Here is a 17,499-nt window from a genome sequence, read left to right as displayed (position 1 = left end):
GGGGTCGGTGCCCCGGCGGCGGGCACCGCCAGCGGCGGGGTCGGTGTCCCGGCGCCCGTCGCCGACCCCGCCCGCGGAGGGCACGGGCTGAGCCAGGCGCAGTGCATCGACCTGCTCCGCGAGCTGGAGGCCCTCAAGGCCGCGGCGGCGGGGGCGCAGGCAGCGGTCACCGCCCACCTGGCGCGCTCTCGGCGCGCTGCCGAGGAGGCTGCCGGCGTCCCGGCCCGCCACCGGGGCCGGGGGCTGGCCGCCGAGGTCGCCCTGGCCCGGCGGGTCTCGCCGCACCGCGGCGGTCGGCACCTGGGGTTGGCCACCACGTTGAGCGCGGACATGCCCCACACCCTCGCCGCCCTGCGCAGCGGCCGGCTCAGCGAGTGGCGAGCCACGCTGCTCGTGCGCGAGTCCATCTGCCTCGGCCCGGCCGAGCGGCGCGCCGTCGACGAGGAGCTGTGCGCGGACCTCGCCACGGTCGACGCCTGGGGTGACCGGCGGCTCGTGGCCGAGGCGAGGCGGGTCGCCTACCGGCTCGCCCCCCACAGCGTCGTGGAGCGGGCGCGGCGCGCCGAGGGGGAACGCTGCGTCACCCTGCGCCCCGCCCCGGACACCATGGCCTACCTCACCGCACTGCTGCCGGTCGCCCAGGGCGTCGCGGTCCTCGCGTCCCTGAGGAGGGCAGCGGACTCCGCCCGGGCCGGCGGTGACGGGCGCAGCCGCGGACAGGTCATGGCCGACACCCTCGTCGAGCGGCTCACCGGGAACGGCGCCGAGGTCCCCGCGGGGCTCGAGGTCCAGCTGGTGATGTCCGACCGCAGCCTGTTCGCCGGGGGTGATGAGCCGGCCGAGCTGCCCGGCCACGGCGCCGTGCCCGCCGCCTGGGCGAGGGAGCTCGTCGCGCGGGCCCTGAACGACGGGGACGGTTGCGGCGTGTGGCTCCGGCGGGTGCTCACCGACCCTGCCGACCGGCTGGTCGCCATGGAGTCCCGTGCCCGCCGGGCACCACAGGGCCTGGCTCACTACGTGACTGTCCGCGACGGCGGTACCTGCCGCACGCCGCACTGCGACGCCCCGGTACGGCACATCGACCACGTCGTCGACCACAGCCGTGGCGGTACGACCAGCGCGGAGAACCTGCAGGGCCACTGCGAGCGGTGCAACTACACCAAGTCGGTGCCGGGCTGGCGGGCCGGGACCGGGCCGCCAGGCCCGGCGGCACGCGGGCGACGGGTGCGGACGACAACCGACCCACCGGGCCACGGGCCCGCCCGGCCACCGGGCGACCCTGACCCGCGGGTGGGACGCACGGTGCTCCTGCACACCCCGACGGGTCACGTGTACCGCTCACCGGTGCCGCGACTGCCCCGGGCCAAAGCCCCGTGACGGGAACTTCCCCACGGTCGACGTGCCCGCCCACGCGGCTGCCGCCTTTGCGAACACTAGGCTCCGAGCATGGAGTCCCCGATCGACGAGTACCTCCGGCGGATCCACGCGGAGATCGCCGAGCTGCGCGACGGCCGCCCGTACCTGGTGGGGCCCAGCGGGCACACGGTCGACCCGGACGACTTCGGCATCTGCCTGGCCACGGTCGACGGCTACGTCTACGAGGTCGGCACCACCCGCAAGCCGTTCTCCATGCAGTCGTTGTCCAAGCCGCTGACCTACGGCCTGGCCCTGGCGGACCTCGGCACCGACGCGGTCGACGCGAAGGTGGACGTCGAGCCCTCCGGGGACACCTTCACCGAGATCTCCCTCGCCCCCGGCAGCGGCCGGCCCGCCAACGCGATGATCAACGCCGGTGCGCTCGCCGTCGCCTCGATGATCAAGGGCTCCGGTGGCCGGTCGGCGATCGAGCGGATCGAAGCGCTGTACTCCGACTTCGCCGGCCGCCCGCTGCGCAGCGACCGCCGGGTCTTCGCCGCCGAACGGCGCAACAGCGACTACAACCACGCCCTGGCCTACCTGCTGCGGTCCTTCGGCATCATCGAGACCTCCCCCACGGCGGCGCTGGACACCTACCTGCGCCAGTGCTCGGTCCAGGTCACCTGTCGCGACCTCTCCCTCATGGCCGCGACCCTCGCCAACGGTGGCACCAACCCGCACACCGGGGTGCAGGCACTCCAGATCGACGTCGTCGAGCGAGTGCTGTCGGTCATGATGACATGCGGCATGTACGACGACGCCGGAGCGTGGGTGGCCCAGGTCGGGATGCCGGCGAAGTCCGGTGTCGGCGGCGGGACCCTGGCGGTCCTCCCGGGCCAGGCGGGCCTGGCGGTGTTCTCCCCACCGCTGGACGACCACGGCAACAGCGTGCGCGGGCTGGCGACCTGCCGCCGGCTCTCCCACGACACCGAGATGCACTTCGTCCGCGCCGCCCGTGCGGGCCGCCCCACCATCCGGGCCTCCTACTCCATCGCCCACTCCCCCTCGACGATCCGGCGCACCGAGGAGGCGGTCGCCGTGCTCGCCGAGCACAGCGAGCGGGCGGTGGTCGTCGAGCTCGTCGGCGACCTCTTCTTCGCCGGCACCGAGTCGATGATCCGCGAGGTCACCGGCTTCCCGGACGACGTGGAGATCATCGTGCTCGACGTGCGCCGGGTCGACGAGGTGAGCCGGGTGGCGCTCGGCATGCTGCGCACCGTGGCCGACCGTCTGGCCGCGGCCGGGCGTCGCCTCGTCACGGTCGACCCGGAGGGTCTCCTCGACGACGCCTTCCCCGACGGACGGGTACCGGTGTTCGGGACGCTCGGCAGCGCCGTCGCGCACTGCGAGGACGAGCTGCTGGCCAGGTACGCCCCGGACCTGCCCCTGCCCGCCGTCGTCCCCGCCGTCGAGTCCCCGGTGCTGGCGCAGCTCGACCCGCAGGACGCCGCCGCGCTCGTCGCCCGGATGGAGCGGCGCCACTTCACCGACGGCGAGGTCGTGCGGCGGGTCGGGCAGCGCTTCGGCGGGGTCTACTTCATCGTCTCGGGACACGTGACGACCACCACCCGCGACGACGAGGGCCGGCGGGTGAGATTGAGCACCCTCGGTCCCGGGATGACCTTCGGGGAGCACGCCCTGAGCGAGGACCGCCAGGTGACCACCGAACGGGCGGAGGGAGACCTCGAGGTCATGGTGCTCTCGGCCGAGACCATCGCGGATATCGAGGAGGAGGACCCCCGGCTTGCGGTGGAGCTGTGGCGGGCGCTCACCCGGTCCGCCTACGCCCACATGGGGCAGGTCGTCCAGGAGATCGCCACCCGTGCAGGCGCGTAGCCCGCCGCTACACTGAGCCCGGGCTCCAAAGCAGACGTAAAGACCAGACCCGGAGGGAGGAAAGGGCACGATGAGCTTCGTCGAGTTCCTCAGGAACCGGGGCGACGACTGGGTCGAGCTCGGCATCCAGCACGCCGCCGTCGTCGCGATCTCGGTGGTCCTCGCCTCCGTGCTCGGCGTGGCCCTGGGTGTGGCCACCTACCGGCGGGAGCGCCCGCGCGAGCTCGTCCTCGCCGCGAGCGGTGCGATCCTCACCATCCCCTCCTTCGCCCTGTTCATCCTCCTGCTCGGGCCGCTGGGGCTGGGCTGGAAGCCGGTCATCGTGGCACTCACCGGCTACGGCCTCATGCCGGTCATCCGCAACACCGTCACCGGGCTGCGCGCGGTCGACCCCGCCGTCATCGAGTCGGCGCGCGGCATGGGGATGAACCGGCGGCAGCAGCTGCTGCGCATCGAGCTGCCCCTCGCGTGGCCGGTGATCATCACCGGCATCCGCGTCACCACCCTCGTCCTGCTCGGCATCGCCGCCATCGGCGCCATCGTCAACGGCCCGGGATACGGGGAGTTCATCTTCACCGGGCTGGCCCGCGTGGGTACCCCGGTGGCCGTCAACCTCGTGCTCGCCGGCGCCCTCGGCGTCATGGTGCTCGCCGTGCTCTTCGACCTGCTGTTCTACGCCGCCGGGCGGCTCACCACCTCCAAGGGGATCCGATGACCACCCAGACACCGGACGTGCTGATCCGGCTCGAGGGCCTGACCAAGCAGTACCCGGGTCAGCAGCGGCCCGCCGTCGACCACCTCGACCTGGAGATCCTCGAGGGCGAGATCGTCGTCCTCGTCGGCCCGTCCGGCTGCGGCAAGACGACGACGATGAAGATGATCAACCGGATCATCGAGCCCACGTCGGGGCACATCTACCTGCGCGGGGAGGACGTCACCACGACCGACGGCGACGAGCTGCGCCGCCGCATCGGCTACGTCATCCAGCAGATCGGGCTCTTCCCCCACATGACGATCGGGGAGAACATCGCCACCGTGCCCAAGCTGCTCGGCTGGGACAAGGCCCGCACCGACGCCCGCGTCGACGAGCTCCTCCGACTGGTCAACATGCCGCCGGAGGTCTACCGCAACCGCTACCCCAAGCAGCTCTCCGGCGGCCAGCAGCAGCGGGTCGGCGTCGCCCGCGCGCTCGGCGGCGACCCCGCGGTGCTCCTCATGGACGAGCCGTTCGGCGCCATCGACCCGATCACCCGTGACCGCCTGCAGAACGAGTTCCTCCGGCTGCAGGCCGAGGTCCGCAAGACCATCGTCTTCGTCACCCACGACATCGACGAGGCGATCAAGATGGGCGACCGCATCGCCATCCTCACCGACGGCGCGAAGGTCGCCCAGTACGACACCCCCGAGCGGATCCTCACCGCCCCCGCCAACGACTTCGTCGCCGAGTTCATCGGCCGGGGCGCCTCGCTCAAGCGCCTCAACCTCAACCACGTCTCGGACATCGAGCTGCGCAGCTGGCCCACCGTGCGCGCGGACACCGACCCCGCGACGGCGCTCGACCGGCTGCGGCAGGCCGACGAGAGCGCCCTGCTCGTCCTCGACGAGGCCGGTCGGCCCCGCCGCTGGGTGGGCGCCGAGGACCTGCGCCGGGCCGACGGCCGCCGCCTCGACGACGTGGGCCTGCCCGCCTCGGCGGTCGTGGAGCCCCGCGCCACGCTCAGCGACGCCCTCAACGAGCTCATCACGGCGCGCTACGCCGTCACCCTCGTCGTGGACGACGAGGGCGTGTTCCAGGGGGTCGTCGACATCGAGCAGATCAACGAGGCGATCCGCTCCATGCGGGCCTCCGCGGTGCGGGAGGCCCGAGCCGGCCTGGAGGACGGATGACCACGGAGACGACGCGCGAGGCCGTCACCCCGCAGGCACCGCCGCGTACGACGCGGCGGTCGGTGGGGCGCTACCTCACCATGCCGCTGCTCCTCGCCGCGGTCTGCCTGGCGCTGTACCTCTACGTCCAGGGCCAGGAGCTGGACTCCATCGAGGCACGCTCCCTCAACGCCGCCCGGCTCGGTACGGCCGCCTGGCGGCACGTCCAGCTCGCCGCCGCGTCCACGGCCGTCACCCTCGCCATCGCCATCCCGCTCGGGATCCTGCTCACCCGCCCGTACACCCGGCGCGTGCGGCCGATCATCATCACCGTGCTCACGGTGCTGCAGGCCGTCCCGACCATCGCCATCATCGTCCTGCTCGCGGTGGGCTTCTTCCTCCTCGGCTTCCGCGCAGCGATCATCGCGCTGGTGCTCTACGCCGTCATCCCGGTGCTGCTCAATACGATGGTCGGCATCGAGCAGGTCGACGACGCCGTGCTCGAGGCGGGCCGCGGCATGGGGATGTCGCGGTTCACCGTGCTGCGCAAGCTCGAGCTGCCGCTGTCCGTCCCGGTCATGCTCGCCGGGATCCGGACCGCGCTGGTCATCAACGTGGGGACCGCCACCCTGGTCACCTACGTCAACGCAGGGGGCCTGGGTGACATCATCGTCGCCGGGCTGTCCACCAACCGGTTCACCGTCCAGCTGGTGGGTGCCACGCTGACGGCCGTCCTCGCCCTGTTCATCGACTACCTGGCGGGGATCGCCGAAGACCTGCTGCGACCGCGCGGGCTGTGACCGGCTCCCCCACAACACGAAGGAGAGACACCACATGACCGCACGACGGACACGACGGGCGCTCGGGGCAGCGGGCGCACTGGCCCTGGCGCTGACCCTGGCCGCCTGCGGGGACGACAACGGGGGCGGCAGCAGCGACGGCGGGGACGGCGAGCTCGCCGGCGCGACGTTCATCGTCGGCTCCAAGGAGTTCACCGAGCAGCACGTGCTCGCCCACATCACCATGCTCGCGCTGGAGGAGGCCGGGGCCGAGGTCGTCGACCAGACCGGCATCTCCGGCAGCGCCACGGTCCGCGAGGCGCTGGAGACCGGTGAGATCGACATCTACTGGGACTACACCGGCACCGGCTGGGTCAACATCCTCGGCAACACCACCGAGGACGTCCCGGACGACCTCTACGCCGCCGTCGCCGAGGCGGACGCCGCCAACGGCATCGCCTGGCTCGAGCCCGCGAACTTCGAGAACGCCTACCGGCTCGCCACCACCAACGCCCTCGCCGAGGCCGAGGGCCTGGTGACCACCTCCGACGCCGCCGCGTTCATCACGCAGAACCCCGACCAGGGCCGGATCTGTGCCGCGGCCGAGTTCATCAACCGCGACGATGGCCTGCCCGGCCTGGAGCAGGCCTACGGCTTCGAGTTCAGCGAGGTCGTCGAGCTCGACCTCAACCTCATCTACACCCAGGTGGGTGAGAGCTGTGAGTTCGGTGAGGTGTTCTCCACCGACGCCCGGATCCTGTCCAACGACCTCTACGTGCTGGAGGACGACCTCGGCTTCTTCGTCGAGTACGCCGGGGCCGTGACCCTGCGTCAGGAGACCCTCGACGAGTACCCGGCCATCGCCGACATCTTCGCCCCGATCAGCGAGGCGCTGACGGACGAGGTCATGACCGAGCTCAACGGCAAGGTCGACAACGACGGCGAGCAGCCGCGCGACGTCGCCGAGGAGTGGATGACCGAGGCCGGCTTCATCGGCTGACCCCGAGTGCGAGCGGGGCGTCCCTGTACGGGGGCGCCCCGCTCTCACGTCTCGGTGAAGCGTCCCACCGTGCGGGCCGGGTCGATCCCGGGCAGCGCCTCGGTGAAGATCCGGAAGTAGGCCAGCTCCTCGCGGCTGCGCACCGGCGGGTCGAGCGCGGCGGCCTCGCGGCGCAGGTCGGCCTCCGTGACGGTCTGCTCGTAGTGCTCGCGCAGCACCTCGTTCATCCCGGTTCCCTCACCGAACTGCTCCTTGCGCCGCCACAGCACCTCCTCCGGCAGCCAGCCGTCGAAGGCGCGGCGCAGGATCCACTTGGCGGGCCGGTCCGGGCCGATGAGCTTCCACTCCGGCGGCAGGGCCAGCGCCAGCTCGACGACGTCGAGGTCGAGGAAGGGCACCCGCGGCTCGATACCGTGTGCCGCGGCCACCCGGTCCACCCGCTGCAGCCCACCGATGTGCATCCCCTCGAGGGTGGCGAGGAGGTCCTCGTGGAGGGCGTCGCCGGTGGCGTGGCGACCGTAGTGGGCGTACCCGGCGAAGAGCTCGTCGGCGCCCTCCCCGGCCAGGACCACCTTGACGTGCCGGCTCGCGAGCTCGGCGACGAGGTGGTGCGGCACGGCGCTGTGGACCAGCGGCGGGTCGAAGGACTCCAGCTCGGCGATGATCTGCGGGACGAGCTCGATCGCCTGCTCGGCGGTGTAGACGAGCTCGTGGTGGTCGGTGCCGGCGTGCTCGGCCACGAGCCGGGCCGCGGCGAGGTCGCTGCTCCCCTCGAGCCCGACGGCGAAGGTCGGCAACCGCCGGCCGTCCTGGGCGGCCAGCCGGGCGGCGACGGCGGTGACGATGCTGGAGTCGACCCCGCCGGAGAGCAGCACGCCGACCGGGACAGCGGCGTCGAGGCTGCGCTGCACCGCCCGGACGATGGTGTCGCGCAGCGCGTCGAAGACCCACCCGGGCGGGTCCTCGTGCGGGGCGCGGCTCTTCAGGAGCGCCGGCTCCGCGGCCGGGAAGCCGGGCCCGACGACGAGGCCGTCGTCCGGGGTCCAGGTGTGCCCGGGTGGGAAGGGCTCGACGGCGGGCCGCCACTCGTCGTCGAAGGCTTTGAGCTCGGAGGCGAAGAGCACGGTCTCCCCACGGCGCGCCCAGTAGAGCGGGGCGATCCCCAGGCCGTCCCGGGTGACGGCGAAGCGGCCGTCCTCGGCGCCCACGGCGAGCGCGAAGCTGCCCCACAGCCGCTCGAAGGCGGCCACGCCCTCGTCCTTGTAGAGCTGCAGCGCCGCCTCGAGGTCGGAGTTCGTGCTGAACCGGTCCTCGCCGAGCTCCCGGCGGATGCGGCGGTGGTTGTAGATCTCGCCGTCACCGATGAGCCAGACATCCTCGCGGCTGCCGGCCAACGGCTGGGCACCGGTTTCCGGGTCGGTGATGGCGAGGTACCGCGTGCCGAGCCAGGCGTCACCCGCACGTACCGTCGCGGTGCCGTCCGGGCCGCGGTGGGCCATCCGGTCGAGCATGCGCTGCCCGACCTCCTCGTCGAAGGGTCCGTAGGCTGCCACTACACCCGACATGCCCCAACCCTAGGTGGGGGCCGCTGCCTGGGCGAGCGCCGCGCGCACCGCCGGCGAGCCGCCGGGGCGAAGGTCCCACCCCAGCGGCCGCGTCATGTCCGTATCGTCGGACTCGAAACGGACAGGTGACGATGACGGAACAGACGACGACCTCCACCCCGCCCCCGTGGCACCAGCTCGCCCCGGACGCCGTCCTCGCCGAGCTCGGGACGGACCGCGGCGGCCTGTCGAGCAGCACCGCCCGCGAGCGCCAGGAGCGCCACGGCCCCAACACCATCGAGGTGAGCGAGCCCACGCCGTGGTGGCAGACCCTGGGGCGGCAGTTCCTCAGCCCCCTCATCGCGATCCTCGTGCTCGCCAACGTCGTCACCGCGCTGCTCCAGGAGTGGGTCGACGCCGTCGCCATCTTCCTCGTCCTCATGGCCAACGCGGTCATCGGGTTCTGGCAGGAGCGCAAGGCCGAGTCCGCGGTGCGCGCCCTCCAGCAGCTCTCCGCCCCGTCCTCCCGGGTGCTGCGTGACGGCCGGGAGGTCCGGCTCCCGGCGGCCGAGCTCGTCCCCGGGGACGTCGTGCCGCTGGAGAGCGGGGAGCGTGTCCCGGCCGACCTGCGCCTGCTTGACGTCACCGGGTTGGAGGTCAACGAGTCGATGCTCTCCGGCGAGGTGCTGCCGGTGCGCAAGGACGCGGCGACGATGCCGGACGACACCCCCGCCACGGACCGGACGAACCTGGCGTTCAGCGGCACGCTGGTCACCTCGGGGCGTGCGCTCGGGGTGGTCGTCGCCACCGGCTCGGACACCGAGCTCGGGGAGATCAACCGGCTGATCCAGAGCACCGAGACCACCTCCCCGCTGCAGGCGCTGATGAACGGCCTGGAGCGCCGGATCGGGCTGGTCGTCGCACTCGGTGCCGCGTTCGTCTTCGTCGCCGGGCTCGTCCTGGGGTACGCGCCGTCGGAGATGTTCCGCACCGCGGTCGCCCTCGCGGTCGCCTCGGTGCCGGAGTCGCTGCCGATCGTCCTCACCGTCGCGATGAGCCTGGGCGTGGGCCGGATGGCCCGGCACAACGCCATCGTCCGCTCGCTGCCCGCCGTGGAGACCCTCGGCTCGACCACCGTCATCGCCTCCGACAAGACCGGCACGCTCACCCAGAACCGGATGACCGTGCAGGTGGTGTGGACCGCCGACGGCGCCACCGACCTGCGCATCCCGCTGCCCCACCCGCCGTCGGGCACCCTACGGGAGGCGCTGCGCACCGCCGGCCTGACGAACGAGGCGAGCGCGACCGACGAGGACGCGCTCGACCTGCACGGCGACGCCGTCGACGTCGCGCTGGCGCGGATGGCGCTGGCCAGCGGCGCCGTGACCCCGCAGGAGCGGACGGCACCACCCCTCGCCCACGGCCCCTACGAGTCCGCGCTGCGGTACTCCCAGACCGTACGGCGCGAGCCGGACGGCACCCGCATCCTCCACGTCAAGGGTTCCCCCGACGTGCTGGCCGCAATGTCCGCCTCCCTGGCCACCGCGGCCGGGCCCGTGGCGATGGACGACGACGCCGTCGCGCGTGCCAACGAGCGGCTCGCCGGCCAGGGGATGCGCGTCATCGCCTCCGCCCAGCGGGTGCTGGCCCCCGACGAGGAGGTCGACCGGCACCTGCCGGCGCCGTCCGGCCTCACCTTCCTCGGCCTGCACGGGATGGAGGACCCACCTCGGCCCGGCGTCGTGGAGGCGGTCGCCGACTGCCGGCGCGCCGGCATCCACGTCACCATGGTCACCGGCGACCACCCGGCGACCGCCGCGTCCATCGCGGAGCGCCTCGGGCTGCCGATGGAGCGGCACCCGCTCGTCGGCTCGGAGATCGCCGAGCTCGACGACGAGACACTCGCCGCCCGGCTGCGGCGGACCAGCGTGGCCGCCCGGGTCACGCCGCAGGACAAGCTGCGCATCGTCGAGCTGCTCCAGAAGCACGGGGAGACGGTCGCCGTCACCGGCGACGGTGTCAACGACGCCCCGGCGCTCAAGGCCGCCTCGATCGGCGTGGCGATGGGAGCGTCGGGCACCGACGTCGCCCGCGAGGCCGCCGACATCGTCCTCACCGACGACAACTTCGTCACGATCGTCGACGCCGTCCGGCAGGGCCGGGTCACCTTCTCCGCGATCCGCAACGCCACCTTCTTCCTCATCGCCACCGGGCTGGCCTCGCTGCTGTCGGTGTCGGCCAACGTCCTGGCCGAGGGGCCGCTGCTGTTCCTGCCCATCCAGCTGCTGTTCGTCAACGTCGTGACCAACGGCCTGCAGGACATCGCCATGGGCTTCGAGCCGGCCGAGGGTGACGAGCTCACCCGACCGCCGCGCCCACGCTCCGAGGGGATCCTCTCCCGGGTGCTGTGGTTCCGGGTGCTGCTGGCCGGTGTCTGGATGGCGGTGGCGATCCTCGTCGCCTTCCGCTGGGCGCTCGGCCAGGGCTACGAGCTCGACCACGCCCGCACCTTCGCCATCACCCTGTTCGTCTTGATGAACTTCTACCTCGTCGGCACCGCCCGGTCCGAGACCCGGTCCGTCTTCGCCCTGCACCCCTTCAGCAACCGCGTGCTCATCGGCTGCGCGCTCGGTGCCCTTGCCCTGCACCTGGGCGCGATGTCGTGGTCGGTGTCGGCCGGGCTGCTCGGCTTCACCCCGCTGAGCGCCGGGGAGTGGCTGGCCTGCGCGGTGCTCGGGCTCAGCGTCCTGCTCCTCATCGAGGGGGACAAGGCGCTGCGCGCCCGGGTGCGGCGCACCCGCCCCGAGCGCGAGCACGAACCGGTCTGACGGTCCGCCCCCTGCCAGGTCCTACAGCTCGAGCAGCATCCGGATGTTGCCCAGGGTGTTGGGCTTGGCGCGCGCGAGGTCGAGGAACTCCGCCACGCCCGGGTCGTGCGAGCGCAGCAGCTGGGCGTAGACGTCCATCCCGACCGGGGTCCCGGCGATCGGCACGAACCCGTGCCGGGCGAAGAAGTCGACCTCGAAGGTGAGGCAGAAGATCCGCTTGAGGTGGAACGACCGGGCGCGCTCCACCAGGGCGTCGAGGATGCGGTGGCCTACGCCCCGGCCCTGGAAGCGCGGGTCGACGGCGATCGTGCGGACCTCGGCGATGTCGTCCCACAGGACGTGGAGGGCACCGCACCCGGCGAGCATCGCCTCCCCCTCCTCCTGCGTCTCGGCGGCGACGAACTCCAGGACGTCCTCGTAGTAGGTGACGAGGCTCTTGTCGATGATGCTGCCCTCGGCGGCGTGCGGGGCGACGAGACCGTGGATGCGCCGCACGTCCCGGGGCAGCGCCGGGCGCACGACCACCTCCGCGCCCCGGCCGCCCCGGTCACGCCCACGGATGCTGCCCACCCATCGATCGTGGCACCGACAGGTGTTCCCGTCGCCCTGTGAGGTGTACCGTGTGAGCCTGGGCTCGGCGCCGTCGCCGCGCCCCGGGCGGATCCACCACCCCACCTACACCGGGAGTAGGTCAATGCGAACCAGGTACGGATAGCCGCACCTCTGGCCCCTCCCGGTCACCTGCCGCGTTCCCTGCGGCACACGACCGGTCGAGCGGGCTGAGAACGCCCGGGCTCTCCACGCCCGGGTACCGCGTCACGACGCGGATCTGTCAGGACGGGCGGACACGATCAGGCGGACGATCGATGGGAATCTGTCTTGCGCACGTCCTCATCCCCCCATACCCAGCCCTCCCCACGAGCCCTCCCCGAGACCCAGCCGCTCACCCGGCGTCCGGGGCCCCCTCCACTCCCCCGGCTCCACCACTACTTCGAACGCACCTGTGACGACCGGCCCGGCGCCACGGCCCTGGAGTGCGACGGCGAGACGCTGAGCTACCAGGCCCTGGACGAACGGGCCAACCAGCTCGCCCACCACCTGGTAGCCGCCGGTCTCCGGCCGGGGGCGCGGGTGGGCATCCTCGTCCCGCGGTCGGTCGGGATGTACGTCTCCGTCCTCGCGGTGCTCAAGGCCGGGGCCGCTTTCGTCCCGATCGACCCGGCCGCACCGGCGGACCGGGTCGGCTACATCGCGGAGGACTCCAGCCTGAGCATGATGCTCACGACATCGGCGTTCGACGAGGTCTCCGCGGGCATCCCGGTCCCGGCCGTACGGCTCGACCAGGTCGCCGAGGAGGTCGCGCGGCGCCCCGACGCGCGCCCCGACCTCCTCACCGAGGGCGACCCCACCTGCTACATCATCTACACCTCCGGCTCGACCGGCCGCCCCAAGGGCGTGGACATCCCCCAGTCGAGCATCTGCAACTTCATCAGCGTCATCCCCCCGCTGTACGGGGTCACCCCCTCCGACCGGGTCTACCAGGGGATGACCATCTCCTTCGACTTCTCCATCGAGGAGATCTGGCCCACCTGGGCGGTCGGGGCCACCGTCGTCGCCGGCCCCACCGACGACGCCCGCCGGGTGGGCCCGGGGCTGGCCGACTTCCTGGAGAGCGCCGCCATCACCATGCTCTACTGCGTCCCGACGGTGCTGGCGACGCTGGACCGCACCATCCCCTCGATCCGCACCGTCAACGTCGGCGGCGAGGCGTGTCCCCAGGAGCTCGTCGAGCGGTGGGGCGTGGGCCGGCGGATCCTCAACACCTACGGCCCCACCGAGACCACCGTCACCTGCACGTGGGCCGACCTGCGCGCGGGCCGGCCGGTGACCATCGGGTGGGCGCTGCCGACCTACACCGTCACGCTGCGCGACGAGAACCTCGAGCAGGTGCCGTTCGGTGAGGTCGGGGAGATCTGCGTCGGCGGCCCCGGCGTGGCCCGGGGCTACGTCAACCGGCCCGACCTCACCGCCGAGCGGTTCGTCCCCGACCCCGACGGCCCGCCGGGCGCCCGGATGTACCGCACCGGCGACCTCGGCCGGTTCCTGCCCGCCGGGGACATCGAGTACCTCGGACGTGCCGACAGCGAGGTCAAGATCCGCGGGAACCGGGTCGACCTCCAGGAGATCGAGAGCGTCCTGCTCCGCGACGACCACGTCGCGGCCGCCGTGGTCAAGCTGCTCCCCTCGGAGAGCGGCGGCGACCTCACCGGCTACCTCGTCCTCACCGAGGGCACGACGCGGGACGACGGCCTGCTCGCCCGGCTGCACGCCGAGCTGCGGCGCACCGTCCCGCCGTACATGGTCCCGACCTACCTCGAGGTCGTCGACCGGATCCCGATGCTCCCCAGCGGCAAGGCGGACCGCAAGGCGCTGCCCGACCCGCAGGGGCCGCGGTTCGTCGCCGGGGACGGCGACTACGTCGCCCCGGAGACGGAGACCGAGCGGCAGATCGCCGCGGCGTGGCAGGAGGTGCTGCGGCTCCCGGAGGGCTCGCTGTCCGTCGAGGCGGACTTCTTCAACGACCTCGGTGGCCACTCGCTGCTCGCGGCGACGGTCGTGTCCAAGCTGCGCGCCACCCTGCCCTCGCTGTCGATCGTCGACCTCTACGCCAACCCCACGGTGCGGGCGCTGGCGCGGCAGCAGGACATGTCCCGCCTCGAGTCCGGCGACGAGCCGGAGGAGGTGCGCCCGCCCCGCCCGGAGCCGCCGGCGCGGTGGCGGATCGCGGCGTTCGCGCTCTCCCAACTCGGGTGGGTGTACTCCCTCCTCGTCGTCTTCCTGCTCCCGGTCGGCATCGTCTACAGCATCCACGGCGGCGAGCCGAGCGTGGCGATGATCCAGCAGCTCGTCCTGCTCTTCCCGCTGTCCTACCTCGTCGGACGCTGGCTGCTCCCGGTCGTCGGGGTCCGCCTCCTCACCCCGGGCATCCGGCCGGGGGTCCACCCGCTCTACGGCGCGACCCACCTGCGCGTGTGGGCCGTGCAGAAGGCGATGACCCTCTCCCCCCTGTCGGTGCTCTCCGGCTCCCCGTGGGCCGCGCCCTACCTGCGGCTCCTCGGCGGCCGGGTCGGGGAGGCCTGCCACATCGGCACCGCCGAGATCCCGCTGCCGCACCTTGTTCACCTCGGGGACGGCGCCACCGTCGGGTACGCCACCCACCTCAACGCCTTCGAGATCGCCGGCGGCGTCCTCACCGTCGGGCCGATCGAGATCGGCGAGCAGGGCGTGGTCGGCGCGAACGCGGTGCTCGTGGGTCCCTGCGAGGTCGGCCGGGGTGCCATCCTGCGCGAGCAGTCCCTGCTCCAGGCCGGTGAACGCGTCCCCGACGGCGCCACGTGGTCCGGTTCACCGGCACGGCCCCAGGAGTCCGCCGGTGACCCGGTGTTCGAGCTCATGGCCGAGTGCGACGAGGCCCCGCGGCAGTGGCCGCGCCGGCTGCTGCCCGCCTTCGGGGTCGGCCTCGCCTTCCTCGAGCTGCTCCCGCTGCTGGCCAGCGCCCCGGTCGTGGCGCTGGTCTGGTGGATGCTCCTCACCCGCGGGCTGCTGCCCGCCTTCCTCGTCACCGCGCTGTCCGGGCCGGTGTTCGTCGCCGCCACCTGCGTGCTCATCCTCGGTGCCCGGCGCCTCGCGCTGCCCGCCACCCCGGTGGGGATCCACCACCTGCGCTCCCAGCTCGGGATGGAGAAGTGGTTCGGGGACAAGCTCCTCGAGCAGAGCATCGCACTGAACAACACGCTGTACGCCACCCTGTACACCCCGCCGTGGCTGCGTGCCCTCGGGGCCCGGGTGGGGCGCGGGGCCGAGGTCTCGACCATCGCCAACATCGACCCCGACCTCCTCACCCTGGAGGACGAGACCTTCGTGGCCGACATGGCCAGTGTCGGCAGCGCGACGTACTGCAACGGGCACGTCGCCTTCCGTCCCACGACGGTGGGCAGGCGCGCCTTCGTCGGGAACGCCTCCTTCGTGCCCTCCGGCACCCACCTCGGTGACGGCTCGCTCATCGGCGTCCAGTCCGTCCCGTCGGTCGCCGGTACCGCGCCCGGGACGTCCTGGCTCGGGTCACCGGCGATCTACCTGCCCCGGCGCGAGCTGTACGACGAGTTCACCGAGGCGCAGACCTACCGACCCTCCCGACGAAAGGTGCGCAACCGCTACCTCATCGAGTTCCTCCGCATCGTGCTGCCGTCCTCGCTCCTGGCGCTCTCGACGTTCGTCACCCTGCTCACGCTCTCCCCGGTCGCTGCGGCCTCCCCCACGGTGGTGACCGTGCTGGCCACCCCGGTGGTCGCGCTGGGCGGCAGCCTCGGCGTGGTGCTCACCGTGGCCGCCGTCAAGTGGGTCGTCGTCGGCCGGTACCGTCGCCGCGTCGAGCCGCTGTGGAGCGGGTTCGTGCGGCGCACCGAGTTCGTCACCGGCATCTACGAGGGCGCGGCGGTCCCGGCCCTCCTCGCGATGCTCAGCGGCAGCCCCCTGCTGGCACCGCTGCTCCGGCTCTTCGGGGTCAAGGTCGGCCGGCGCACCCTCGTCGACACCACCTACCTCACCGAGTTCGACCTCGTCGAGATCGGCGACGACGTCGCCGTCGGCGCACACGCCTCCCTCCAGACCCACCTCTTCGAGGACCGCGTGATGAAGATGTCGACCATCTCCCTGCGCGACGGCGCCGACGTCGGCGCCCGCGCCGTCGTCCTGTACGACTCCGTCCTGGGCGAGGAGAGCACCCTCGCCCCGCTCTCCCTGGTGATGAAGGGCGAGAGCCTCCTGCCCGGGACGTCCTGGCGGGGGATCCCGGCCCAGCCCGGCCGACGCGCCCCCCACCCCTCCACAGCACGTCGTGAAGGAGCTGTCCGATGACCGCTTCACAGACGGTGGCGCCCACCGCCGTGCACCACCCCGCCGTCACGATCCCCCACGCCTGCGAGCCCACCGCCGACGTCTCGGCCGGTGGCTCCGGCCCCGGCCCCGCCGGGGCGGGACGCCTCGTCGGGGTCGACCTCGCCCGCGGCCTCGCGCTCGTCGGGATGATGGCGGTCCACCTCCTCGAGCCCGTCGGCCCCGACGGTGGCATGTCGGCCGCGTGGGTGCTGTCGGTCGGGAAGGCCTCGGCGCTGTTCGCCGTCCTCGCCGGTGTCGGCATCGCCTTCGGCAGCGGCGGACGCCGCCGACCGACAGGCCGCCGGCGGGACGCCGCCGCCACCTCCCTCGCCGTCCGTGCCCTGCTCATCGGAGCGTTCGGCCTGCTGCTGGGCTACGCGGTGCCCGCCGATACGGCCCGCGTCATCCTCGCCTACTACGGGGTGCTCTTCCTCCTCGCCGTCCCGTTGCTGTCGCTGAGCACCCGCGCCCTGGTGGCGCTGGCCGCCGGCATCACGGTGGTCATGCCGGTGCTCAGCCACGTCGTGCGGGCGGAGCTGCCGGTGGCCGCGGAGCAGAACCCCACCTTCACCGACCTGCTGACCGACCCCGTCCGGCTGACGATCGACCTCACCCTCACCGGTGCGTTCCCGGCCCTGCCCTGGCTGGCCTACGTGTGCGCCGGCCTCGCGGTGGGCCGCTGCGCGCTGGGCTCGCGCGGCGTGGTGCTGAAGATCGGGGCGATCGGGGTCGCCCTCGCCGTCGGGTCGAGTGTCGGGTCCTGGCTGCTCATGAGCGTGGCCGGCGGGTGGCAGCGGCTGGAGGCCGTCGCCCTGCAGACGATGTCCCCCGCGGAGTACACCGACCTCCTCGTGTGGGGCCCCGGCGGCGGCGTGCTGCCGACGTCCAGCCCGTGGTGGCTGGCGGTGACGACGCCGCACAGCGCCACCCCGTTCGACCTCGCCTTCACCATCGGCACCTCGCTGGCGGTCCTGTCCGTGTCGGTGCTCCTCGGGCGGGTGGCCGGGCGGCTGGTCGTGCCGTTGGCCGCCGCGGGCAGCATGACCCTCACCCTCTACGCCGGGCACCTGCTCCTCACGAGCCTCCCGCCGCAGCCGGCGAGCGACGTGCTGACCTTCGTCATCCAGCTGCTCCTCGTGGTCATCTTCGCCCTCCTGTGGGGCCGGCGGTACGCCCGGGGCCCGCTCGAGGCCGGCGTGGCGGTGGTCACCCGCGGCGTCCGCGACCTCATGCTCGCGACACCGGGTGCCCATGCGGGCCCCCGTACCGGCGGGCGCCGCTAGGAGTCACCG

General features: G+C 72.9%; 11 protein-coding genes. 9 read left to right on the top strand and 2 right to left on the bottom strand.

The window, feature by feature from the left end; genetic code table 11:
- From Q0195_RS02700 to Q0195_RS02675, 6 genes are all read left to right on the top strand, one after another.
- Nucleotides 1-1,377 (top strand): DUF222 domain-containing protein (locus Q0195_RS02700; RefSeq protein ID WP_366518070.1); only part of this gene is annotated, 1,377 nt, incomplete at its 5' end.
- Nucleotides 1,378-1,446: 69 nt separating this feature from the next.
- Entirely contained in the window at nucleotides 1,447-3,252 is a 1,806-nt protein-coding gene (gene glsA / locus Q0195_RS02695) for a glutaminase A (RefSeq protein ID WP_299274166.1), read from the top strand.
- Nucleotides 3,253-3,322: 70 nt separating this feature from the next.
- Nucleotides 3,323-3,967 carry an ABC transporter permease gene (locus tag Q0195_RS02690; protein WP_299274163.1) on the top strand — a complete coding sequence of 215 codons (645 nt, stop codon included), beginning with the start codon at nucleotides 3,323-3,325 and terminating at the stop codon, nucleotides 3,965-3,967.
- The gene (locus tag Q0195_RS02685; protein ID WP_299274161.1) at nucleotides 3,964-5,139 is read left to right on the top strand and encodes a betaine/proline/choline family ABC transporter ATP-binding protein; all 1,176 of its coding nucleotides are present in this window, start codon (nucleotides 3,964-3,966) and stop codon (nucleotides 5,137-5,139) included. The genes Q0195_RS02690 and Q0195_RS02685 overlap by 4 nt, the downstream gene beginning before the upstream one ends.
- Nucleotides 5,136-5,918 (top strand): ABC transporter permease, encoded by a 783-nt coding sequence (locus Q0195_RS02680; RefSeq protein WP_299274158.1) that lies wholly within the window; start codon nucleotides 5,136-5,138, stop codon nucleotides 5,916-5,918. Before Q0195_RS02685 ends, Q0195_RS02680 begins: the two co-directional genes overlap by 4 nt.
- Nucleotides 5,919-5,952: 34 nt before the next feature.
- Nucleotides 5,953-6,897 (top strand): glycine betaine ABC transporter substrate-binding protein, encoded by a 945-nt coding sequence (locus Q0195_RS02675; protein WP_299274156.1) that lies wholly within the window; start codon nucleotides 5,953-5,955, stop codon nucleotides 6,895-6,897.
- Between the two features lie 44 nt (nucleotides 6,898-6,941).
- On the opposite strand, the gene asnB is transcribed toward Q0195_RS02675, so the two are convergent.
- On the bottom strand, nucleotides 6,942-8,450 hold the full coding sequence (asnB, locus tag Q0195_RS02670; RefSeq protein ID WP_299274154.1) for an asparagine synthase (glutamine-hydrolyzing): 1,509 nt from the start codon (nucleotides 8,448-8,450) through the stop codon (nucleotides 6,942-6,944).
- Nucleotides 8,451-8,593: 143 nt separating this feature from the next.
- Between asnB and Q0195_RS02665 the strand changes: the two genes are divergently transcribed.
- Nucleotides 8,594-11,269 (top strand): HAD-IC family P-type ATPase, encoded by a 2,676-nt coding sequence (locus Q0195_RS02665; protein ID WP_299274152.1) that lies wholly within the window; start codon nucleotides 8,594-8,596, stop codon nucleotides 11,267-11,269.
- 21 nt (nucleotides 11,270-11,290) lie between these two features.
- Here the strand turns inward: Q0195_RS02665 and Q0195_RS02660 are convergent, their stop codons facing one another.
- Entirely contained in the window at nucleotides 11,291-11,839 is a 549-nt protein-coding gene (locus tag Q0195_RS02660; RefSeq protein WP_299274150.1) for an amino-acid N-acetyltransferase, read from the bottom strand.
- A gap of 309 nt (nucleotides 11,840-12,148) precedes the next feature.
- Here Q0195_RS02660 and Q0195_RS02655 point away from each other — a divergent pair, with 309 nt between their 5' ends.
- Both Q0195_RS02655 and Q0195_RS02650 read left to right on the top strand, forming a co-directional pair.
- Nucleotides 12,149-16,186, top strand: coding sequence for a Pls/PosA family non-ribosomal peptide synthetase (locus Q0195_RS02655; protein ID WP_299274148.1), 4,038 nt, complete (start codon nucleotides 12,149-12,151; stop codon nucleotides 16,184-16,186).
- A complete protein-coding gene (locus Q0195_RS02650) occupies nucleotides 16,183-17,490 on the top strand; it encodes a heparan-alpha-glucosaminide N-acetyltransferase domain-containing protein (RefSeq protein WP_299274146.1) in 1,308 nt (435 codons plus the stop codon). The genes Q0195_RS02655 and Q0195_RS02650 overlap by 4 nt, the downstream gene beginning before the upstream one ends.
- The last annotated feature ends 9 nt before the right edge of the window (nucleotides 17,491-17,499 follow it).

Origin of the sequence: uncultured Georgenia sp. (assembly GCF_937958535.1) — a bacterium.
Taxonomy (GTDB): Bacteria; Actinomycetota; Actinomycetes; order Actinomycetales; family Actinomycetaceae; genus Oceanitalea.
The sequence above is the reverse complement of the archived record's forward strand: the minus strand, read 5'-3'. Positions and strand labels throughout refer to the sequence as shown.